Source organism: Fuerstiella marisgermanici (genome assembly GCF_001983935.1).
GTDB classification, from domain to species: Bacteria; Planctomycetota; Planctomycetia; order Planctomycetales; family Planctomycetaceae; genus Fuerstiella; species Fuerstiella marisgermanici.
This window is the reverse complement of the sequence record NZ_CP017641.1, coordinates 7266948-7289035: the sequence shown is the minus strand read 5'-3', so window position 1 is coordinate 7289035 and position 22088 is coordinate 7266948. Positions and strand designations below refer to the sequence as shown.

Genomic DNA, 22088 nt, shown 5'->3' with positions numbered 1-22088 from the left:
CGAAATGCAAAATGGCTGTTGCAACGAACACGGTGAAATGACGACTCAACAGCATTTGTCCGCGTTTTTGAACTCATCGATCGAAATCTGGAACCAGAGGACTTACGTCCTCGGCTCGCCGCATTTCAATCCTGTCACGTTCACGCCGCTTCCAATCAACAGGTTCTTTTCATACGCCCACGTGTAGGCACGACCCTGTTTTTCGGGAGGCAGTTCAGTCAGGTTTGTGAACCCGGCTTCCTGAAACCAGATGGATAGTTCTCCGACCGTGTGGTGGTATTGGTACTCCGGTGCCCACCAATCGAACGTATCACAGACGCGGTTCTCGTAGCTTGGGTGAGCACTAAAGTTGACGACCTTGTTCAGCGTTCGATTCACGATCGGTGTGCCGCCGAGGACTGCTCCCAGATGACAGAATGGCTTCAGAACTGTTGATGGCAGTCGAGTTGTCACGTTGCGGAGGCCGCTGTTGATGGCTTCCTGCCACCACTGATTCCGTCGGTAAAGCCACACCGAGTACCGACCGCCCGGTTTGACCAGTTTCGCGACGGCGTCGAAGACCGCTCGCGTGTCCGCATCGTGGTGCATCACGCCGATTGAAAATACGAAATCGAACGACGCGGGTTCCAAGGGCAATTTCTTCAGATCCGCTTGCACGAAACTCACATTGTCCAAATGCGAACAAAGTTGCTGCGCCTTGTCGACGGCTCGACTGTGGTCTGCTGCGATAACGGTCGCTCCTGCTTCGCCGCAAATTCGCGAATAGCGGCCGCCACCGCAGCCGGCGTCGAGAACTCGCAGGCCGCGAAGTTCTTCCAGCGGCATGCCCGTTTTTGCGACAAAGGTGGCCCGATCCTCGTCATCGTGAGCCACCTCGTACGTCGTCCATTGATCGCCGAAACTCTTCAGATGTTCGTCAGAAACAAATCGGGGAATGCCGTCGATGACCGGCCACGATCCCTTGCCATCCGCGGACTGGATTCGCCCGCTAGTCGAATCGAATTTCAGCGCACGACCGTTTTCGGGGCTGCGAAGCTGAGTCAGCAATTGAGAATCGATTTTGTCTGCCATGCTGATCTTACGTTTTCAAACCGGCGGCCTGCCGTCTTCGTCGCTTGAGGTTCAAAAATCAATCTCCAGCAGGTCTTCCGCCAGTTCGCTGTCCGGAAAGATCTTCCGAATGCCGTCCATGCCAATAGGGTCGTCTTCGGGATGCTGAGGATCGGCGTGTACCAAGTACAGTCGCTTCGCGCCGCATTGCTTCGCGACGTGGGCGACGGCTGTTGCGGAACTGTGGCCGGTTTTTGATGCCCACTCGCCCATGTCGTCCGGAAAGTAGCACTCGTGAATCAGGACATCGACGCCACTGATAAATGGAAGGTAGTTTCCCGGGGCAGTTGTGTCTGTGATGTAGGCCAGCGAGTGTCCCGGCCAGTCCAGGCGATAGCCGATCGACCCACCGGGATGTTCCAGTTGCGTCCAGCTTAATTTGCCGCCGTCAGCAATATCGACGTGCTGACCTTCGGGCAACTCGCACCATTCGTAAGGCGGATCGACGGGAAAGATCGCCTCGTCAAATAAGTGCGACCGAACCGCATCCAGTGTTTGTTTTGATCCGTGGATTCGTACCTTCCTGACGTCACCGTTCAGGATTGGCACCAGAAAAAATGTGAGTCCGCACACGTGATCCAAATGGGCATGGCTGAGAAACACATCCAGCGTATCTGTGTTCAGTCGTTTCTGAACTCGGAAGAATCCTGTGCCGGCGTCCAGAGCGATTCCGTGATCGGGCAGCAACAAACAGGCGGTGTGTCGCCGTTCGTTGGGGTGATAACCGCCCGTGCCTAGAAATTGCAATCGCATGGTTGTGTAACGCTGTCTGAAAAGCCGCCGCCGAAGGAAACATAGCAAATGCGGGATGATTTGAGAAAGCCTGCGTCAGCGAGCGACCGTCATTCCTCGTATTACTTCAGCGTCAGTATTCTGAGACAGGAATTGCACGGAGCCATCGGCCATTAACACGTTGGCGCCGCCTGCGTGGTAGCTGGAGATAAGACCATCGGACGTGTTTTCAATTGAGCCAGGCAGGTTGACTCCCAGCGGAGTTTAGCGGACATCAAGATCCTTCGGATTCGTCCAGATGATTCGCGAGCCGCAGGCTTCGGCGACCAGCAGAACTTGAGACGTGTTTTGAATTTGCGGCAGCGTGACCGGAACCGACTCAGGGTCGCCGAAGATGGCCCCGGTTCCGGTCGGCACAACATACGGCGTGAACACGGCTCCATCTTCGTTGCTGGGTGCCGGGTGAGAATAACACGTGTAGCATTCGAGCTTCTCGGTTTGCAGAGGCGTGTTGGCCGCTGAGTCCCATTCTGCCGACGTGTCGTATCGCTCAAACAACGGACGTTCGTCAATAAACGGGAGAATCGCAACTCGCCAACTGACTGGTGGCCCGGATGAGGGCATGTCCGGCAGCACTCCACCCGCCGACGGCAATCGACCGTACTCGTCGTGGAAATTGTAAAACGCCAGCCCGATCTGTTTCAGGTTGTTTTTGCACTGGACACGACGAGTCTGACCGCGCGACTGCTCTATCGGCGGGGCGAAAAAGAGCACCAGCGCCATCCCGACTGTTATGAGGGCGCAGAAGTAACTGAAGGCCTTCCCGAGTTCTTTTCGTGCGGCTCCCGGAGGCAACTCATTCTCGGATTCGAACAGCCCTTTTAAGCAAAACAGAATGCACACACCGAAGTACAGTGCGACCCATGGGGCTTTGCCGCTTGCGAAGATCGCAAATCCAACCAGCAGACCGAGGCTCATAACCGCGGTCATGACCAGCCACCACCGGTAAGCTTTCGAATTCGAGGGCGGCCGTTGCCGCAGTGACATCAGGACAACGCCGGCCATAAGCAATGCCGCGACGCTGAATCCAATGATCGCGGGCCAGGGAATCGTGGGGAGTTCAGTTCGATTCGGCGGAAAAGGGTGCATGGTCATACCTCCGAAGTTCAACCCGTGGTTACAGGCGCGGGATGCGCAAGTTGCTTCTACGTCGGGCTAAAACCATTGCGGCGTCAGGAACGCCATCATCGCAATTAAAAAGCTGCCTGGTACGGTAATGGATCGGTCCACTGTTCTGTTTTGTCTGCCCAAATTCTGTGAAGGCTTTGCAGAATACGCGGTCCTGCGAACTTCTTTCACAAATTTCTGTAACACCCGTGAGCTTGCGCAAATGAGTAGATGTCAAACGACAAGTCTCAATCCAATGCTCAGCCTTGCACAGGAATAGAAACAATGAAGAAGCTCATCATTTTGGCAACAGTTGCCATCGCGTCATTCGGTTCGGCAGACAGTTTTGCGGGGGGATGCCGAATTTCACCGGGTCACCCAGGCACGTATCCTGTCCTTCCGCCGCCACCGAGCCATCACATCGATCCGTGGTGTCCGCCGACGCCACCGCCGGTTCGCATTTTTCCGCCGCCTCGGCATGAATGTGTCACACCGCCTCCGGTTTGTGTGTTGCCTCCTCCTCGCCGCGAATGTCGAATCAAGCCGTGCCGGGTCATACTGCCACCACCACCGGTTTGCGTGATTCCACCGCCACGACATGAATGCAAGTGCCGCATCACGGTGTGCCCACCGCCGACAGTGGAACCACCATGCCATAAATGTGGCTGCCGGGTGTGCAGATGCCATCATGAAACGCCGGTTTGTCGGATTAAGCCTTGCGAACCTCACTACACCGTGTGCCGGATCAAGCCGTGTGAACACCCCGATCCCGGCTACATTAATCCTCCGCCAGTTGAGCAACTGCCGGAATTCCAGCCAGGGCAACAGGTCACAATCGATGGAACTCAATTTGGCCAACAGCCCGGTCGAGTGATCGTGCACATCGGTGAACTGCCTTTGGAATCTCAGGTGACCACGTGGACGAATGCAGAAGTTCGAAGCGTCCTTCCCGCTCTGCCAATCAGCAGCACAACACGAGCGACCGTCAGTATTTACACGGCCGACGGTCAGCTGGCGGATCAGTTGGACGTTGCGATTGTACCGGCCGCCCGCCAGTTGGCTCAGCGGTAACAAAAGTCACGTAAACGTTGCGTTTTTGGCAACAACGACGAACCGAAAGCCGTCGGTCGCACCATGCGTCCGGCGGCTTTTCTATGCGCGAAAAAGCAGGCAATTTCCTCGGTCTGGAAATATTTGCAGAAAAATCTGTAACAGGTTCGCTGGGCCGCAAATAAGGAGGTGTGACGTGAACGAAAACTAATCCTCAGCAGCAGGTTAAACCATGAAACAGCTCATCTTCATAACGACAATTCTGGTCGGATTCACCGGCGGCGAATGCTTTGCTCAATTCAACTTCGACAAAGTCATGAAGGGAGTCGGCAAGCAGGTTCAGCGCGAAGTCGCGCGGAAGGTCATCAACCACGTGCAGCCGCCTCGAAATCATCCGCGACCACTACCACACCCAACTCCGAAGCCGTGTCCCAAACCACAGCCTCGTCCCTGGCCCCAGCCGACTCCGCAGCCTCATCCGCATCCAGTACCGCATCCTCACCCACATCCGGTGCAAGTTGTTTATCCAAAGCCACCTCGATGCTCGATTGAGCCGACTCCCGTGACAGCGCCAGTGCAGCCGCCCGCCGACGTTCCGGAAATCGAAGTCGGTCAACGAGTCACGATTGACGGCAAGAGCTTTGGTTCGCAAACCGGCCGAGTCGTCGTGATGATCGGTTCACTTCCGCTGGAAGCAAGAATTGTGGAATGGACAAGCACTGAGGTCACCGCCGTTCTGCCGCAGCTGCCACTCGCGGAAACTGCCCGAGCCAACGTGCAGGTGATCACCGCTTACGGTCACACGGCCGATCAGCTGACGGTTGATCTTGTTCCCGGACGCACTCAAACGGTGGACAACGATCGTCGCGACCCCGAGGCACCAGCAGGCGATTTGCCGGTTGTCACTGTGGGACAGCAGATTACTCTGGAAGCTGTCGGCCTCGGACAGCGGCAGGGCAGGCTGCAGGTTACTGTTGGCGGGCTGAAGCTAAGTGCCGTCGTGCAGAAATGGAGCGATACAGAAGTCACCGCTGTGCTGCCTGTGATCGCACTGACCGAACAGGTGAAAGCGAACATCCAGCTTGTCGATGCCGGCGGTCAGGTAGCCACGCAGATCGACGTGATGTTCGGTCCGGACACGACGCAGGTCGCTGGCCGGTAGCGTTGGGGGTGATTGGTGCGGCATGTCATCAGTCCATGCCGCTCGTTCATGGGCGTCAGGAAGTTCGCCGTTCCAACGCTGGTTTGCAATAGGACAGCAGATTCAGATCTGTCAGTTCTTCCCGGATGCGATCAACGTCGGTTGTGTCGAGCGATTGTTCAACTTCGTCAACCAACAATTCGGCAAACTGTTCCCGCGCTCGATGGAGGATGACTCGGGCGTTGCCGGTGCTTAGTTCCTTACCCGTTCGTTCGCTGACGAGTTCAGCGATTTCAGGCGATCGCAGCGTTGGGTTTTCAACCTTGACCTGCATCACTGTAAAGAGCGGGCGGCCCGTTCTTTCTTCCAGCTTCTGCAGCGCCGCCCACGATTTTTTCAGCAGTTCGTCGCTCCACAATCTGTTGAATTCGCCATCGTCACTTTCGCCTGTCGCAGCATCATCGGCCACTTCCGGAAACTGACTTCCCATCGCCACAGCCTTATCACGGCCCTTCTTCCGATGATGCTCAGCTACCAACCGGAACAGAATCGTCTTCAGAAAACTTCGAAAGCGACCTCGTTCCGCATCCGCGCTGGAGTACTTTCCGGTCAAAAATCGCAGTGCGAATTCCTGGAAGAGTTCGTCGGCGAGGTCCTCGTCCCGAGTCGCTCCCAGCAGGTAGCGGCGGATCGCGGTGCCGTAGCGGTCCAGCATCTGCTGCATGGCAGTGCGAGAATCCATGCTGTCGTCGCCCTGAGCTGTCCGGACAACGGACCACAGTGTTTCGATTCGGCTGATTCTTTGTTCGTCAGGCATTCCGGATTCTCCGCCTCGTTACTGTTACGAACAATGTCGTTCAATCGCTATGCTACCGCAAGCTGGCGGCGAGGTATTCAAGCTGTGAATCCGTCAGAAATGCGGTGCCGCCCGACGGCGTCAGTTGTTTTGAAAGTTCATTGGGCCAGGCAAATCATGCGGGAAGAAGCTGCGGAGCGGGACTTACTTATCGCCGCTCGCGCTGTCGAACAGCAGATCATCACGGCCGAAGATCTGGCCAGGGCCGTTGCTCACTGGACAGGAACTCAGCAAACACCGCTGCTGACCTGCATGGAAAGCGAACTTCAGTTGTCCACGGAGCGACGTGATCAACTGCGCGACCTGTTCGCTCAGCACAAAGATTCGCTGTCGATGGAAATTGCCGAAAGCATCGACGACAGCCTGTTCGGAAAGTTGAACAGCGTTCTGGCGGCACACAATGTCGACGAAGAAGTCCAGGCCAGCGTGGCTCGCTGGAAGAACCTGCCGGGGCGAATGCCGTTGATGCAAATTTCGGAAGGCGATCGCTTCGAAATTATTTCCGAACACGCTCGAGGTGGTCTGGGCGAAGTCTGGCTTGCCGCAGACCTCCAGCTAAATCGTCAGGTCGCCCTGAAACGCATTCGCGAAAAGTGGGCCGACAACCAGAACGCGAAAATTCGCTTCCAACTGGAAGCCGAAATCACCGGACGCCTCGAACATCCCGGCGTTGTTCCCGTCTACGCGTTGGGGCAGCGGGGCGACGGTCAGATCTACTACGCGATGCGGTTTATCCGCGGCGAGAGTCTGGAAGCGGCTGTGGACAGCTTTCACAAGTCGCGTGGCAGCGAGTCGATGGATTTGCGTTCGCCCGAGCTCCGGAATCTGATGCGGCGATTTGCCGATGCATGCAACACGATCAGCTACGCTCATAGCCGAGGCATCATTCATCGCGACCTGAAGCCGGCTAACATCATGCTGGGAAAGTATGGCGAGACGCTGGTGGTGGACTGGGGACTGGCCAAGCAAATCGGAACGGCTGAAGTGTCACCGGGGATGGACGCGGATTCGATCATTCTCTCCGATTCCGGCAGCGGCTCCGCACCCACTCAGTTCGGCAGCGCGGTGGGCACGCCTCAGTACATGAGTCCTGAACAGGCGGCCGGACAGCTGAACCGCATGGGGCCCGCCACCGACGTGTTCGGGTTAGGCGCAACTTTGTATCACGTGCTGACTAATCAGCCGCCGCAGAAGCAGGATTCTGTCGAACGGATTCTGGAACGAGTGCAGCAGGGTGACTCCGTCCCGCCTTCGGAAATCAACCCTAACGTGCCCGCGCCGCTGGAACAGATTTGTCTGAAAGCGATGGCGCTGCAGCCTTCTGATCGTTACACCAGCCCGATGGAACTTGGCGAAGACGTGGAACGCTGGATGGCCGACGAACCGGTCAGCGTATGCCGCGATTCGCTGGCTGTGCGAACGGTGCGCTGGGTTCGCAAACATCAGACGCTGGCCGCAACGTCGGCAGTGGCAATGCTGCTGTTGACGGCGGCGTCTGTCATTGGCAGTTTGGCGTGGAGTCAGTTTGAACATCAGCAGTTGGTGTACGAACAGGCAAGGCTTGAGCGAGAAACCGAAGCGAACGAAAAGGAACGCGACCGGCTGGCCGAACTGGATTCTTCGCTGGCGGCAACTCAAACCATCGTCAGGCAGCAGGTCGATGAAGGTCGTTTCGCGATTGCCGTGAGGGTACTGAATTCAGAAATCGACACGCTGGCAGGAGCGACCGCCTTTGCCGAACAACGAGCGGCCCTGCAGGCGAAGTCCAGACGCCTTCAGCACATCGCGGAATTTTATGAACTGGCAGCCTTCGCTGAACGGGCCAATTACCTGGCGGAAGACGAAGACGAAATTATCGCCATCGTGAAGGCGCTGGACCTGCTGGCCGTGTGGGATCACGCAGACTGGTGGAATCATCTTCCCGCCGAAGACCTGAATGCGCAGCAACACGACCGGCTGCAGCAGGCCGTTTACAAGCAGCTGGTGCTACTCGCCAGCACGTACATCAAACTCACCGGCATGCGCACCTTAAAAGGCGTCGGTGGCAAGATGCCCGATACCTTGACTGGGCAATTGGGCGCCATTTTCAGCAAGGACGGGAAAGAAGAAGCTCGAGCCACGGCTGTGATCTGCGACATGGCCAACCGTTTTCGATACGCCGAATGTCTAAGATGGTATCACGGCATCGCCGGGCTGCGGCTGCTGAAGTGGACGCCGGTCCCTTCGCGCAGACTGAAAGCACCCAGAAACAGCACCGACGCCTACGAACTGGCGATCATGCTGCTGACCAGAGCGATCATCAAAGATTTTCCGTTTGCGTACTATCGAGGTGTGAAGGATGACCTGATGAATGCTCGCGAAACGCTGAGCATTGCTTCCGAAATGGCTCCCGATCACTACTGGACTCATCTGTTGCTGGCGCAGACGGAATACCTGCTGGCAGAACGCACGGCGGAAAACGGAGAACCCGAAGCCTGGCAATACTACGAAACGGCCCGGCAGACATTCGGCCGCTGTGTGGCACTGAATCCAGCCCTGCCATTTGCCTACACGGACCTCTCGTCGGTCACTCTGCGGCAGATGGAAGTGATTGAAAACAGCAAGTTGCTGGAACGCGAGGATGTTGTTCGCATCAAAAAAGAACTGCTGCAAAGCTGCGTGCGGTACGCGTGGCAGGCAGTCGAACGCGCGCCCAAAGAAGCGTGGGTTTATTGGCATCACGGACATGCGCTGGGCGCCGCTGATCGGCAGGAGGACGCGATGGCCGCGTACGCCAAAGCCGTGCAGCTCGACCATCGATTCGGTGAAAATCGTAACGAAGAGCTGATCGACATCGATCAAATTCGTGGCCGGTCACGGATGATCGAAGATATCACGAAACTGATTGAAAACGGTGAACAACGGTCGGTGTTCGCGGCTGTGTTGGCTGCCGGGTACTTATCAAACGGCGACCACGCGAAGGCCAATCACTGGGCAACAATCGCATGTGACGTCAACGAAGTGCATCCGCTGGCGTGGTCGACTGCTGGTTTGTTAGCCATGCACGAAAAGGACTTACAAGCCGCGCTGAGCCATTTTCGCAACTGTCGCAATTCGGATCCTGGTTCCGTGTGGGCCACCATCGGCATGGCATTGTGCTATGAACAATTGGGAGACTTTCCGAATGCCGAAACGCTCTTCAGCAAAGGTGCGGAATTGGCAACCGTGAATCACCAGATTGCCGAAGCGTTACTCGGCCAATGCCGCGCGCAGATGCAACTTGGCAAAAGCCGCGATGCCGGACAGGCGCTGCGACGCGCGAAGGAAGTCTATCCGGCCTGCCACCTCGATTCCGTGACGTTGCTGGCTACTCAACGCGGTGACCATCTGATTGAAGATTTGCTCGACCAGTTGCAACCGATTTCCACCTTTGACATTGCTCAGAATCAGCGAGTTCTCAACACAGCTCACGTGCCCGTACAGAACGGAGGCTTCGAATTGCCGCTCAACCGTTACTGGCACAATCCCGGCGGTCCGGCATGGCACCTTGTAGGAGAAGGCGAATCTGCTGCCACGACCGGCACGCAGCAATCCCACGGTGGCAATCGATCACTACACATTCGCACGACTTCGCTGGGAGCAGATTCCGTGGCGGGCACGCGGCAGATTATCACAGTGGAAGAAAACGCCACGTACCGAATTTCCTGCCGAGCGAAATCCAACGATAACCACGCGGGCGGAGTTTCTATCATCGTTGCAAAAGAAAACTCAGGGAAGCCTGGTGTCGCCATTGAGCTGCCCGCCGGCAAGTACGACTGGCAGGAAGTGGTCGGCGAATTCGACGCACCAACGTCCCGGCGTTTTCCGGGCCTGGTTCCGGTCGTACTGAGCATTCAGTCGTCCGGCATTGCAGACGTCTGGCTGGATGACATTGTGATCCAACGAGTGACTCCAGCGGATTTGGACGCAGATTAAGTGGCATCGGCTTCCAGCGGTTTGATCCTCCGCCGGGCAGGCTCATACTTGCCGGGCGAAACCGCTTTTCCAGCTGACCGCGACGCCAACCCCGCAAAACTCAAATCTAAAGGCCAAAAATCGACGCAGGATTCCCTTGGCGGCCTCCCCGATGCGCAGGATGTGCCGAAACAGTGGCACGGTCGCGGCGGAGCTAACCAGCTGTCTGATCAGCAGCCGTGATTCATATTGACCGGGTTTTTGCCTATCCCGTAGAACCTGTCCTCTCTCCTCGTATTCCTCTCCAGACTCACTTCATCCGTTTCCGCGACGTGCGCTGGCCGTTTTGCGCCACCACCGCCTGGAAACGACCTTCCTTTCGGGCGATTTCCCTAGATGAAAACCAGAGATTCTGGAATCAGGTGCATCTGCATGCTCGCAACGCTGGCGATGTTGGCGCTGTCGGGCTGTCAGTCACCGAATTTCTACTATGCTCATTCCATGCCCAAAAGCCTGCGGCTGGCACCTCAGGCGAACGCACAGGAATCGGACCTCACCAATCTGGCCAGCGCCACCGGCGGCAGTGACACGATCGGTCCTGGCGACCTTCTGGAAGTCACGTTCTCGCCCAGCTTGAATCCTGACGATCAGTACAAGCTTCCCGTGCGAGTCCACGATGATGGCACGGCCTACTTCCCGAACATCGGCAAGATCAAGCTTGCTGGCCATGAACCTCAGGCGGCCGAATCCCTGATTCGCATTCAGTCGATCAACAGCGAGTTCTACAAGAATCCCACCGTTTCTGTTGAAGTAACGGGACGGAAAGTCAACCGCGTTCGAGTCCTCGGTGCGGTGAAGGAACCCGGCTTGTACGAACTGTCTCCGAATGCCAGTGACCTTGTCTCAGCCATTGCGGCTGCAAAAGGGTTGGCTGAGAACGCCGGTGAGAACGTCGAAGTCAAAAATCCGGTGCGGTACAATCCGAACGATCGCCCGGCAGTCGTGGGAGATCCGCAGGTCCCGTACACCACGGTTAGTGCGGACAGCAGCAACAACCAAAGCGGCATGCGAGCGTACACCGTCAGCCTGACATCGGCATCGACATCGACCGGCAATCGCTACACGGTTGAAGATGGTGCCGTGGTGATGGTCGAAAAACGAGACCCCGCGCCTATTCAGGTCGGTGGGCTCGTGAAAAAGGCGGACACCTATGACTTCCCGATCGGCAAGACACTGACCGTGCTGGGAGCAATTCAGATGGCTGGTGGCATTAGCAATCAACTGGCGGACAAAGTCTATGTGATCCGTCCGCTTGTTCAGCCGGACCAGAAAGCTCGCGTGCAGGTCAGTCTCAGACGCGCCAAGAAGCATTCTGAAGAAGATATTATTCTGGGGCCTGGCGACATTGTTTTAGTCGAACCAAGTCCGGGCACCGTTTTGATGGAAGCGTTGCAGTATATTCGAATTGGCGTTACCGGATCAGCACCGCTGTTCTAAGACAACAAACGGTCACGGCAGGAAGCCGACAAACATGACGACGTCTCAACGACAGGTAAATACCGTAGGCGCGGGCGGCCAGGACGCTCTGGCGATGACGCTGCACGCGATCGCAAGGTTCCTGCGAACCGTCCGCCATCGCAGTGGAATCCTGCTGCTGTGCCTTGTGGTTTCCGGTGCGTTGGGCACGCTGTACTACGTGACCGCGCCGCGGATCTATCAATCGAAGGCGTCGCTGTTTGTTGTGCAAATCGGATCCGGCGTGACTCAGGACAGCGTCCAGGGCGCCAGCGATCCATCTCGCAGCATGCCCACGTTTCGTCGCCTGATGGCTGACGACGAAGTCATGCGTCGCGCATTGGAACGCCTGCCGGAACGCTTTAAGCAGCACTTCAGCGAATTGACCGAAGCCGAAGCGGTCGCGGAAATGCAAAAGTCGTTGTCCGTGTCGTCGGACTTCGGAACCAACGTGCTGGACGTTTCGTATCGTTCGACTGATGCCAAAGTCGCGGCCGCTGTGGTGGCCCATGTTTTGGTGGCGTACAACAGCTTTATGAACGACGTTAACCGAGGTTCGTCGGACAAAAACATTGAACGCCTGGAAGCTCAGTTCGCTGAGGTCACTAAGGAACTTCAGGAACTGCAGGCCTACCGCGATGAACTGACAAAAAGATCTCCGGACTTCGTGGGCGTTGGTGACGGCGAATCCGTCGTCAACCTTTCTGTCGCAAACATGAAGCACCTTCTGGCTCGCTTGTCAGAAGCCCAACAGGAAGCTGCGAACGCTCAGGCAACTTTGGAAACGTTGCGACAGGCTGTGGCCAATGGCGAAGACGTTCTGCAGTACGCCAGCGAACTGGGCGAACAGGTTCTGGCAGAAGTGATGGGTGTTAGCGGTCAGAGTGTTTTTCAGACGACGCAGATCACTCAGGACCTGTTCGACCTGGAAGCTCAACTTCAAACCGCCATGAAGTCCTACGGCGCGAAACATCCCACAATCATCGACCTGCAGAACCAGATCGCGACAAAACGCAACTTCATGACTCAAAACCCCGCCATGCGAATGCAGGCGGCGGAAGAAAACAGCCGTGGGTACCTGGGGCCCAAGCTGATCGAAAAAACAGAGCAGCGTCTGCGGATGGCTCGTCAGCAGGTCGCGCAAATCGGCCAGGACATCAGGGCCGAAAAGACGCAGGCCATGGAACTGAGCATGACGCTGCGTGAGATCCAGGACATCAACCGGGAGATTGAACGCCGGCACGAATACCGCGCGTCGCTGACTGACAAGATGGACCTGATCGACCTCACAGGTGACACCTTCATCCGCACAGAAATTTCAAGCCCGCCGCGAGTCAATCAACTGCCCGTGTCGCCTCGACCGGTCATTGTCGGGTTTCTGTCGATCTTCTTCGGCACTGCCGGCGGACTGGGCATCATCTGGGTGCTGGACATCATGGATGACCGCTTCCGAGCTCCGGAAGAACTGAAGCTGCAGCTGGACACGCAAATTCTTACGATGGTGCCCGCTTTGGAACAGTTCTCTGGCGAAGGTTTCAATTCCGTTTTGTGCCACGTGAAGCCGAACAGCACCGAAGCCGAATCTTTCCGAGGTCTGCGGACGAATCTGGAGTTTGCGGGCGGCGATACCGGACGCATTGTCTGTACCAGTACCGAACCGGGTGATGGTAAAACGACGATATCGTCCAACATGGCTGTCGCGTTCGCTCAATCGGGCCGTCGCACGTTAATCATTGATGCCGACATGCGACGACCGGGTCTTTCGACGTTGCTGGACCTTCGCGACGACAAAGGCCTGTCTGTCATCCTTCGATCGACCGATGAGTTCGACGAAGCGGTGCAGGGCAATCTGCGAGCAACCGCCGTTGATGGACTGGACGTCATTTCATGTGGCCCGCGCCCTGTGAACCCGGCCGAACTGTTGTCCAGCGAACGATTCGCGAATCTGCTGGCATGGGCCGAAACTCGCTACGATCAAATTATCGTGGACGCTCCGCCTGTATTGGCGGTCAGCGATCCGCTAATCATCGCTCGACTGGTAGACGGCGTCGTCCTTGTGGTACGACCGGACAAAGACCGTCGCCGCATGGTGATTCGAGCAGCCGAAGCGCTGCACAACGTCGGCAGCAATCTGCTGGGTGTTGTCGTGAATCATCTTAGCGGCAGCGAAGCAGAAGGTTATGGCTATGGTTACGGCTATGGCTATGGATACGAAGAAAACGATACCCATCCAACAGACGAGCGTCGGCAACCGTCCCACAACCAGGCCGACGTCGCTGTGAGTTTGTCGATGATCGGATCCGGGCCTGAACCGGAAGACTCCGCCGACAAAAAGGCCGCGTGAGTTTGAAGAATTGCCAGCCATGTCGGACATGAAACACACAGAAGCTCCTCACACCGGATTGTCTCGGCTGCTGCTGACCGTAGTTGACGTTCTGATCGGTGCACTCGTGTTTTTGCTACCGTTCATTATGGGCGGTCGCGAAGCGTGGGGGCACTGGTTTCTGATTACCGTGTCACTTTCGCTGGGCGTTGCGTGGGCCGTGTATGCAGCGGTGCAGGGCCGCCGGTACAGCGTTTCATGGTTGGAATTGTTTTTGATCGCCGGCCTGAGTATCGCCTGGTTTCAGGTGCAGCCGCAGGCTCCGGAAGTGATGTCGAAGTTTTCGGCTGAGTACACTCGGTTGCTGCCGTCGTGGTCGGAGACTCAACTCACGGAAACACAGCTACCAGAAACACCGTCCGCGGAATCGCCGACGGCATGGTCGGTGCTTAGTTTTGCTCCGGTGGAAACACGGCACGCGTGGTGGGTGTTTCTGGCCTACGCCATCGTGTTGACCGTGCTGTTCCAACGCATTCGGCAACCGGAAGATTGCTATCGGCTGCTGAAGTGGGTTGGGATTGCGGGCGTGGCGATGACAACCTTCGGCTTGCTGCAATGGGGTGCGTCGAACGATCGATTCTTCTGGTTCTACGAACATCCCTACACCGAACCGACCGTCCACTTAAAAGGTGCGTTCACCAACCGCAACCACTTCGCTCAATTTTTGTCGCTGGCAATCGGGCCGCTATTGTGGTGGTTGTTCCGCGACGTGAAGCTCTACCTGCAGACTCAGGCGGCGACCAACGCCGGAACCACAACGCCTCACGCTGCACGGCCAAAGCCTAAACGCAAGTCTGCAAGGGCGCGAAAGCCGGCCGCTGCCGCTGGATCTCAGGCGTTTCAGCAGGGCTTTTCGATACCGATCATGTTGCTGCTGTGTGCGGTTGCGATTGTAGTTGTGGCCGTTGTGCTGTCGCTGTCTCGCGGCGGCATGATTGCTGCCGGCGCCGTTACGTTGGTTGCTCTGGCCGGTCTTTGGCGCGGTTTTAAACTCGCCGGAGCGATGGCGGGCATCATCCTTGGTGGTGGCGTGTTGTTTCTTTCGCTGCTCGCGTTTTCCGGCGAAGAGCAGATTCAGGTGAAGCTGGATCAACTGATTTCCGGCGACGCTGACAAGATCGACACCGGCGGCAATCGGCGAGCCGTCTGGGCGGCGGACGCGAAAGTTATTCAGAAGTTTCCGCTGCTGGGAACAGGTGTCGGCAGTCATCGCGACGTCTACACGCTGTATATGGACAACTATGCCGACTTCGCGATGGCCGAGATGACTCATGCCGAAAGCAGCTTCGTCCATGCAGCGTTGGAAACGGGGCTTGTCGGTGTCGGTTGCCTGATTGCCGCGTTGCTGTTTGTAATGCTGCGACTTGTGCGTGGCACGTTTCGAACAACGGACCCAACCAATCGAGCCTGCATCATCGCCGTGATTGCGTGCATGGTGGGAGCAATTCTGCACGCGGTTGTTGATTTCATTTGGTACGTACCGGGAATCGTCGTCGTCAGCCTCGTGCTGATCGCCGTCGGTTTGAAGGCCGCTTCTCGGCACTTTGGCACAATGCAAATCCGTGATGGTCAGGCCTCCGGAGAAATCTGGTTTCCACGAATCGCATGGGCCGCGCTGGGTGGGCTTTGTGTTGTGGGGCTGATTCGCGTGCAACCGGAATTACTTTCACGAATCGAAGCTGAAAAGCACTGGTACGCGGCGCTGCGAGTCAAACTGGATGTGCCACCTGACGACTCCGACGGCTACGACAATCTTGATGACGGCCAGGTGATCGCTCTGGACGAACAGCCGGAACGACTTTCGCCGGAAGCTCAGGCAGCCTACGAATCCAAGGCTCTGGCGCGTCGTGAAGTGGCGATGGCAAAGTATCTGCAGGAACGAATCTCACACATGCACGCGTCGCTAAAGGCGCGGCCCGATCAGCATCGCGTGCAGTTGGCTCTGGCGGAACAGTGTGTGAATCTGTTCGACCTGCTGCAGTCGCGTAGTGACAATCCGTTTCCGCTAAACATGCTGCGAGATGCGGCGACAAACGGTGGCTTCGAAACGACTCAGGAAATGCAGGAGTGGATTCAGGGCACGTGCGGCAAGTCGTTTCAGCTGGTCAAGCTGGCCGATCGTCTGTCGCGAAAATCACTGCAGGGCTGCCCGCTGCTCGGGCATGCTTACGTGACGTTGGTTGAGACCAGCTTTCTGCACGACGTGGCCGATTCGCAGCATCGTGATCTGGTCAATCAGGCAATGCTGGTTCGCGGGCATGATCCTCGCATTCGCTTTATGGCCGGTCGTGAAGCCATTATGGCGAACGACCGTGAAACCGCGATGAAGCTGTGGGACAGCGTGTTTCATTCCAGCCAGTTGTTCCGGCTGAACATCCTGCAAATGGTTGCTCATTCCACTCCGGTCGAATTCTGGCTGCAGCAGTTCCAGCCCAATGCGGAAGAGCTGCGAGACATCCTGTTAGTGTACGAATCGTTAAAACGAGAACGCGACGTCAACGTGACACTGGAACGACTGGCGGACGCCATTCCTAAGGAAGCGGGCGAAATTGAAGACGAGGACGAGCGTCTGGAAGCGTTGATGTTTGCGTATATGGCGGCACGCCGGATTGAAGACCTGGAACACGGTGTTGAGATTCTTCGTAGAACGGCCAAGGATTTTCCGCTCGCCTTTGAGCCACGGTACCACTTGGGTATGACGTTGGTTGAACTGGAACGGCCGGAGGATTCAATGCCCCATTTGCAGTGGTGCTACGAGCACGATCCGGGCAACGTACTGATTCCGCGGCTGATTGTGCGGGCCAGAAGTCTGATGAACGACAGAGAAGACGATTCGAAGGTGCGGCTTGCCAACTTCGAGCGTTGGGCTTCTCGAACTCGAAAAGCCGACGATAAGCAACGAAGACTGCCGTAAAACTATTGAAGTTTTGCACTGTGGTGTCTAGAGTCCGGCGTGCTGCAGGGTTCTTCAGTCAACCGCCAACGCCCGTTTTCTGCGGAAAATGGTGATTTTCCGGTGGTCTGTCCGCAAACTTTTCGGTACTTCTTTCAGACGCCGCGATTCCTGCGTCGACACTCAACTTCCTGACACTCGAAATCAGAACAGAGACCCCAGAATATGAGCACCGCTACGGAAAAGCTCCCTTACAAAGTTGCCAATATCGAGCTCGCCGAGCTGGGCCGAAAAGAAATCGAAATCGCTGAGATCGAGATGCCAGGTCTGATGGCTTTGCGAGAAAAGCACGGGGCCACCAAGCCTCTGAAGGGTGCTCGCATCGCCGGCTGTCTGCACATGACAATTCAAACTGCTGTGCTGATCGAAACGCTGGTTGAACTGGGCGCTGAAGTTACGTGGTCAAGCTGCAACATTTTCTCAACTCAGGACCACGCGGCAGCTGCCATGGCTGCGGCCGGCATCCCCGTTTACGCGTGGAAGGGTATGAGCGAAGAAGAGTTCGATTGGTGTATTGAGCAGACTCTGCACTTCCCGGACGGTCAGCCACTGAACATGATTCTTGACGATGGCGGCGACCTGACGCTGATGGTTCACGAAAAGTTTCCTGAACTGATGGCCGACATCAAAGGGCTGTCTGAAGAAACGACGACCGGCGTTCACCGCCTGCACCAGATGCACAAAGCCGGCAAGCTGGCGTGCCCTGCGATCAACGTGAATGATTCGGTCACGAAGAGTAAGTTCGACAACCTGTATGGCTGTCGTGAATCCCTGGCTGACGGCATCAAACGAGCGACCGACGTGATGGTGGCTGGTAAGGTTGTTGTGATCTGCGGCTACGGCGATGTCGGCAAAGGCTGTGCTGCCGCCATGGACGGTCTTGGTGCTCGTGTTATCGTCACCGAAATCGATCCGATCTGTGCTTTGCAGGCCACCATGGAAGGCTTCCAGGTCACCGACATGGCAGAAGCTGCTGCCATGGGCGATATTTTCGTCACGACCACCGGCAACAAAGACGTGATCTGCGGCCATCACATGGACCAGATGAAGCATCAGGCGATCGTCTGCAACATCGGCCACTTCGACAGCGAAGTTCAGATTGCATACCTGAACAATCGCAGCGACATCCAGAAAATCAGCATCAAGACGCCAGCCGACGAAGGTGGCCCCGTCGACAAGTACGTTTATCCTGACGGCAAGGCTCTGATCGTGCTGGCAGAAGGTCGACTGGTCAACCTGGGATGTGCGACTGGTCATCCGTCGTTTGTGATGAGTAGCAGCTTCACAAACCAGGTAATGGCTCAGCTTGCTCTGTGGCAGGAACTCGAAAAGTTCGAAATTGGCGTTCACCTTCTGCCAAAGGAACTGGACGAAGAAGTCGCTCGTCTGCACCTCGAAAAACTGGGCGTCAAGCTGGAAGTGTTGAGCGAAGATCAGGCCGAATACATCAATGTGCCTGTCGATGGCCCATACAAGCCAGAGCACTACCGCTATTGATGTGAGATCTGACGTTCTGGACTTCAGATTTGAAACTGACTGAACCACGCCCGGCATCGTCTTGATGCCGGGCTTTTTCGATTCACGCGAACGAACTGTCATGAATTACCAACTCACCAGCGGGCAGATTAAGGCCGTATTGCAGCTTCCCGAATCTGCCGTCGTCTTCAATGCGGACAATCAGTCAGTCGTCGCGTCGCTGGCGACATCTTTGCAGTCTCCCTTGGGCCTGCCGCCGATTGAACAATGTGTGGTGCCGGGTGATCGAGTTGCGCTTGTGGTCGATCCAGACACGCCAGGCGTCGCGGACATGATCACACTGGTTTGGGAGCAATTTCAGGCCTCTCACGGCGAAGAACTGGACGCCACTTTACTGCTTCCCGCCGATCCCGACGGCAGCAACTGGAAAGCAATCATCGACGGCCTGCCGGTCCACGTTCGCAATCAGGTGGCAATCCATGTTCATGATCCGACCGATGAACAGCAGCGAAGCTACCTCGCCAGTTCGGCCGGTGGCGAACGCATCTACCTGTCTCATTACCTGACTGACGCCGACCTTGTCGTCACCATCGGCAGAATCGGATTCGACGCGACGTTTGGCTATCGCGGCACGAACAGTTCCATCTACCCGGCGTTTTCGAACACGGAATCGATCAACGCGGCGCGGCCCACGGACAACGATCTCGCGCCCGGCGATTCGCGGCCTCTGCGAGTGCTCGCGGACGAAATCGGGTGGCTGCTGGGCACTCAGTTTGCCGTGCAGGTCATTCCCGGCGGCGACGGTTCCGCCATTGAATTTCTATGCGGTGCGCCAGACGAAGTGATGAAGGCAGGCCGAACATTACTTCATCAACATTGGGCGGTGACTGCTGACGAAACCTTCGAGTTGGTCGTCGTGTCTGTACCGGCCAATGCCTCGAACGGCTGGAAATCGGTCGGCGCGGCAGTTGAAACGGCTGTCCGCCTTGCGGGCGACGGCGGTCGCGTTGCCGTCGTTGCCGAACTGCCGAATCAAATCGGCCCCGCGATGGAGATGCTTCGTCGCAGCCTTGAACCTGAAGACTTGCTCAAGCCGCTGCGGCGCGAAATGCTGCACGATGCCGCTGAGGTGTCTCAACTGATTAAGGCCATGAGCCACGCTCGAATTTACCTGCACAGCAATCTCGACCCTGTGTTTGTCGAAGAGCTGGGCATACTGCCCTTAACATCAGAGGCGGAATTACAGCGGCTGATCAAATCTTCAGAACGGACTTTCGTGCTGCCTCATGCTAACTTTGCGTGGGTAGAATCTGTAGCTCCCGCAACATTATGACAAGTCGCGCCACGCCAGTTCCGCGGCCCCTCGGTGAATGGCAGGGGTTTCCCTTAATGAATTCTGCAATATGCCAAGCGGATTGGGTAACTGCCTGTCTGCCTGTTTTACCTATGTTTCCGAATTGGATTGGTGGCGGGTAAAGCAAAGTTGTCGTCGCGGACGATGCGAAGGTCTAAGTGCTGGCCGGTCGACAAACTGACTGTGGGCCACAGGACATTGGACGTTCCAAACGCGAAGGACAGATTATGCGATTCCCGATCTCATGGATGCTGGTATTTTCTCTCACCGCATCTCCCGCTTTTACGATGGCAGCCGACGCTCAACCGTCTGGTGTCCAGCCGACTCGGCTACAACTGCGAAACGTTGAACTCAACGTCGAAGGTCAACTTCAGGGGCAGCTTCTGACCTCAGCAGGTGTGCCAGTCGCTGCTTCAAAAATCCGCGTCCGCGACCAAAGGGACATCGCAAAGGCGGCTCAGGAATTGACAACGGACGACAAGGGGCGGTTTCGCACCGCCAGCCTGACCGCTGGTACCTGCGTGGTCGAAATTGATCGCGTAGCGTATGCCGTAAGAGTCTGGCCGCAGGGCACGGCACCACCAAAGTCGCTGAAGACAGTCGCTTTTGTCAGGACCAGCGACGGAGCCACTGTACGTGGCAACCGGATCTCGGACTGGGTATACAGTTTGACGGCCGTTGAAAAGGCTGCATTGGGTATCGGCGTTGCTGCGGCGATAATCATTCCAATTGCTGTTGCTGACGACGACGATGATGCCAGCTAACGCCGTCGCTGTCCCTCGCGAAATAAGATAACGGCTCAATAGCCCGGCTCCTTTATCGAGCCGGGTTTTTTCATGCGCGGCTGGCGGATCGTCACGCCAAGGGGGCTTTGTACGCCATTTCCTGCTGCTGCCGGGGCACTTCCCGGTGTAATTCGCCTTTCGGCAATGGTAGTATGAGACGCCACGTCCTTACCAAACTGACTTCCGATTGGAGCACCTCAATGGCCCGCGTACTCACTGTGTTTTCACTGTTTTTCGTTGTCGCCCCCTGCGTCGTCGCTGACGATGCAAAGTCAGCCCCGGCTGAAACCGGCATGACAAGCCTTTTCAACGGTAAAGATCTTTCCGGCTGGGACGGTGACACGCGACTCTGGAAAGTCGAAAACGGAGTCATTCATGGCGAAACAACGGCGGAAATACCAGCCAAGGGCAATACGTTCCTTATCTGCCAGGACACCAAAACGAAGGATTTTGACCTGCGTCTGTCCTTTCGCTGCTCAGCGTCCAACAACTCAGGCATTCAGTATCGTTCGAAGCACATCACAAGCGACAAAGCTCGCAACAAGTGGGTCGTGCAGGGCTATCAGCACGAAATTCGCAACGAAAACACATTGCCCAATGTGTCCGGCTTCATCTACGACGAAGGCGGTTCAACTGGCAAACGAGGACGCATTATCCTTGTCGGCCAAAAAGGCGAATGGAAGGGCGACAAGCTGGAGGTATCTGACGAGCCTGTGATCACTGCCGAGGAATATGCAAAGCTGTTTAAGGTGGATGAATGGAACGAAGTGACCATCATCGCAAAAGGCCGCCACATCCGGCACTACATGAACGGTCGGCTTGTGATGGACTTCACCGACAGCGAAGAGCGAGCTCTTACGGAAGGGATTCTGGCACTTCAGCTTCATGCTGGTAAGCCGATGTTTGCGGAGTTCAAGGACATTCGCATCAAGCACCTGAAGTAGTAGTCCATTCTGTCGTTAACGTGGATCTCGACGCCTGAATCGCCTAAGCCAGCCAGGCTGCTCCTGCATGTCTCAACCGTATACCGAAGATGATCAGCGGATGATTCGCCTGCAGGAAGGCGATCAGTCCGCGTTTGATGACATCGTGGCGGCGTGGCAGGATTCTTTATACGGCTATTTCTTCCGTCGAATCCGCGACGCTCAGAGGTCTGAGGACCTTGTTCAGGAAACTCTGCTGCGGTTGTTTCGGAAGGCGTGGGACTATGTGCCCACCGGGCGGTTTCGCGGCTGGCTGTTTCGAGTCGCCCACAACCTGTTGATTGACAGCGTGCGGCGGCAGTCCAGTGACGCTTTGATTCGTCGCGTGAGTGCCACAGTGGTTGCCGACGGCGAGCAGGCGGATTTGCTGAACCTGATGCCCGGTGATCTTGTGTCTGCGGAAGCTCGCGTCGCAGAAGAGGAAGTTGTCGAAGTCGTTTACGAGTTGCTGGATGAATTACCGGATGACCAGCGGCAAACCTTCATGCTGCACCATTTCGAATCGTTAACGCTGTCTGAAGTGGCGGATGCCATGGCAACGACGCTGCCGACAGCCAAAAGCCGTTTGCGATTGGCCAAAGAGAAACTCCGCTACCAACTGACCTGCCGAGGTTTCGCGGAAGAGACCGTTCCCGAAAACAACTGATCCT

General features: G+C 56.5%; 16 protein-coding genes. 11 read left to right on the top strand and 5 right to left on the bottom strand.

What is annotated here, in order from left to right:
* Positions 1 to 102: 102 nt before the first annotated feature.
* The 4 genes from Fuma_RS27365 to Fuma_RS27350 form a co-directional block, all read right to left on the bottom strand.
* Positions 103 to 1071, bottom strand: a complete 969-nt coding sequence (locus tag Fuma_RS27365; RefSeq protein WP_077026917.1) for a class I SAM-dependent methyltransferase — start codon at positions 1069 to 1071, stop codon at positions 103 to 105.
* Between the two features lie 51 nt (positions 1072 to 1122).
* The gene (locus Fuma_RS27360; protein WP_077026916.1) at positions 1123 to 1863 is read right to left on the bottom strand and encodes an MBL fold metallo-hydrolase; all 741 of its coding nucleotides are present in this window, start codon (positions 1861 to 1863) and stop codon (positions 1123 to 1125) included.
* A 75-nt stretch (positions 1864 to 1938) separates the two neighbouring features.
* On the bottom strand, positions 1939 to 2076 hold the full coding sequence (locus Fuma_RS36300; RefSeq protein ID WP_077026915.1) for an H-X9-DG-CTERM domain-containing protein: 138 nt from the start codon (positions 2074 to 2076) through the stop codon (positions 1939 to 1941).
* A gap of 30 nt (positions 2077 to 2106) precedes the next feature.
* The gene (locus Fuma_RS27350; protein ID WP_158521156.1) at positions 2107 to 2991 is read right to left on the bottom strand and encodes a DUF1559 family PulG-like putative transporter; all 885 of its coding nucleotides are present in this window, start codon (positions 2989 to 2991) and stop codon (positions 2107 to 2109) included.
* 753 nt (positions 2992 to 3744) lie between these two features.
* On the opposite strand from Fuma_RS27350, the gene Fuma_RS27345 reads away from it, so the two are divergent.
* Both Fuma_RS27345 and Fuma_RS27340 read left to right on the top strand, forming a co-directional pair.
* The gene (locus Fuma_RS27345) at positions 3745 to 4080 is read left to right on the top strand and encodes an IPT/TIG domain-containing protein (protein ID WP_077026913.1); all 336 of its coding nucleotides are present in this window, start codon (positions 3745 to 3747) and stop codon (positions 4078 to 4080) included.
* Positions 4081 to 4291: 211 nt separating this feature from the next.
* The gene (locus tag Fuma_RS27340) at positions 4292 to 5221 is read left to right on the top strand and encodes an IPT/TIG domain-containing protein (protein WP_077026912.1); all 930 of its coding nucleotides are present in this window, start codon (positions 4292 to 4294) and stop codon (positions 5219 to 5221) included.
* A gap of 55 nt (positions 5222 to 5276) precedes the next feature.
* On the opposite strand, the gene Fuma_RS27335 is transcribed toward Fuma_RS27340, so the two are convergent.
* On the bottom strand, positions 5277 to 6017 hold the full coding sequence (locus tag Fuma_RS27335; RefSeq protein WP_077026911.1) for an RNA polymerase sigma factor: 741 nt from the start codon (positions 6015 to 6017) through the stop codon (positions 5277 to 5279).
* Positions 6018 to 6050: 33 nt separating this feature from the next.
* On the opposite strand from Fuma_RS27335, the gene Fuma_RS27330 reads away from it, so the two are divergent.
* The 9 genes from Fuma_RS27330 to Fuma_RS27285 all read left to right on the top strand — a co-directional run bounded on the left by Fuma_RS27330 (position 6051) and on the right by Fuma_RS27285 (position 22084).
* Positions 6051 to 10010, top strand: a complete 3960-nt coding sequence (locus Fuma_RS27330) for a protein kinase domain-containing protein (protein WP_077026910.1) — start codon at positions 6051 to 6053, stop codon at positions 10008 to 10010.
* 411 nt (positions 10011 to 10421) lie between these two features.
* Positions 10422 to 11486: a polysaccharide biosynthesis/export family protein gene (locus tag Fuma_RS27320; RefSeq protein ID WP_077026908.1), complete on the top strand. Its 1065-nt coding sequence runs from the start codon at positions 10422 to 10424 to the stop codon at positions 11484 to 11486.
* 34 nt (positions 11487 to 11520) lie between these two features.
* Entirely contained in the window at positions 11521 to 13848 is a 2328-nt protein-coding gene (locus Fuma_RS27315) for a polysaccharide biosynthesis tyrosine autokinase (protein WP_077026907.1), read from the top strand.
* A 19-nt stretch (positions 13849 to 13867) separates the two neighbouring features.
* Positions 13868 to 16801, top strand: a complete 2934-nt coding sequence (locus tag Fuma_RS27310) for an O-antigen ligase family protein (RefSeq protein WP_077026906.1) — start codon at positions 13868 to 13870, stop codon at positions 16799 to 16801.
* 204 nt (positions 16802 to 17005) lie between these two features.
* Complete coding sequence (gene ahcY, locus Fuma_RS27305; RefSeq protein WP_077026905.1) at positions 17006 to 18337, top strand: adenosylhomocysteinase; 1332 nt, start codon at positions 17006 to 17008, stop codon at positions 18335 to 18337.
* A gap of 100 nt (positions 18338 to 18437) precedes the next feature.
* Positions 18438 to 19649: a lactate racemase domain-containing protein gene (locus tag Fuma_RS27300; RefSeq protein ID WP_158521155.1), complete on the top strand. Its 1212-nt coding sequence runs from the start codon at positions 18438 to 18440 to the stop codon at positions 19647 to 19649.
* A gap of 248 nt (positions 19650 to 19897) precedes the next feature.
* Positions 19898 to 20434: a carboxypeptidase-like regulatory domain-containing protein gene (locus Fuma_RS27295; RefSeq protein ID WP_145944411.1), complete on the top strand. Its 537-nt coding sequence runs from the start codon at positions 19898 to 19900 to the stop codon at positions 20432 to 20434.
* 221 nt (positions 20435 to 20655) lie between these two features.
* The gene (locus Fuma_RS27290) at positions 20656 to 21399 is read left to right on the top strand and encodes a 3-keto-disaccharide hydrolase (RefSeq protein WP_099091833.1); all 744 of its coding nucleotides are present in this window, start codon (positions 20656 to 20658) and stop codon (positions 21397 to 21399) included.
* A 67-nt stretch (positions 21400 to 21466) separates the two neighbouring features.
* Positions 21467 to 22084 (top strand): RNA polymerase sigma factor, encoded by a 618-nt coding sequence (locus tag Fuma_RS27285; protein WP_077026901.1) that lies wholly within the window; start codon positions 21467 to 21469, stop codon positions 22082 to 22084.
* Positions 22085 to 22088 lie beyond the last annotated feature (4 nt).

What these genes read in the sequence shown, in the direction of transcription:
- Fuma_RS27365 (WP_077026917.1), bottom strand. Translation starts at nt 1,071, where the DNA reads ATGGCAGACAAAATCGATTCTCAATTGCTGACTCAGCTTCGCAGCCCC.
- Fuma_RS27360 (WP_077026916.1), bottom strand. Translation starts at nt 1,863, where the DNA reads ATGCGATTGCAATTTCTAGGCACGGGCGGTTATCACCCCAACGAACGG.
- Fuma_RS27350 (WP_158521156.1), bottom strand. Translation starts at nt 2,991, where the DNA reads ATGCACCCTTTTCCGCCGAATCGAACTGAACTCCCCACGATTCCCTGG.
- Fuma_RS27340 (WP_077026912.1), top strand. Translation starts at nt 4,292, where the DNA reads ATGAAACAGCTCATCTTCATAACGACAATTCTGGTCGGATTCACCGGC.
- Fuma_RS27335 (WP_077026911.1), bottom strand. Translation starts at nt 6,017, where the DNA reads ATGCCTGACGAACAAAGAATCAGCCGAATCGAAACACTGTGGTCCGTT.
- Fuma_RS27330 (WP_077026910.1), top strand. Translation starts at nt 6,051, where the DNA reads ATGTCGTTCAATCGCTATGCTACCGCAAGCTGGCGGCGAGGTATTCAA.
- Fuma_RS27320 (WP_077026908.1), top strand. Translation starts at nt 10,422, where the DNA reads ATGCTCGCAACGCTGGCGATGTTGGCGCTGTCGGGCTGTCAGTCACCG.
- Fuma_RS27315 (WP_077026907.1), top strand. Translation starts at nt 11,521, where the DNA reads ATGACGACGTCTCAACGACAGGTAAATACCGTAGGCGCGGGCGGCCAG.
- Fuma_RS27310 (WP_077026906.1), top strand. Translation starts at nt 13,868, where the DNA reads ATGTCGGACATGAAACACACAGAAGCTCCTCACACCGGATTGTCTCGG.
- ahcY (WP_077026905.1), top strand. Translation starts at nt 17,006, where the DNA reads ATGAGCACCGCTACGGAAAAGCTCCCTTACAAAGTTGCCAATATCGAG.
- Fuma_RS27300 (WP_158521155.1), top strand. Translation starts at nt 18,438, where the DNA reads ATGAATTACCAACTCACCAGCGGGCAGATTAAGGCCGTATTGCAGCTT.
- Fuma_RS27295 (WP_145944411.1), top strand. Translation starts at nt 19,898, where the DNA reads ATGCGATTCCCGATCTCATGGATGCTGGTATTTTCTCTCACCGCATCT.
- Fuma_RS27290 (WP_099091833.1), top strand. Translation starts at nt 20,656, where the DNA reads ATGGCCCGCGTACTCACTGTGTTTTCACTGTTTTTCGTTGTCGCCCCC.
- Fuma_RS27285 (WP_077026901.1), top strand. Translation starts at nt 21,467, where the DNA reads ATGTCTCAACCGTATACCGAAGATGATCAGCGGATGATTCGCCTGCAG.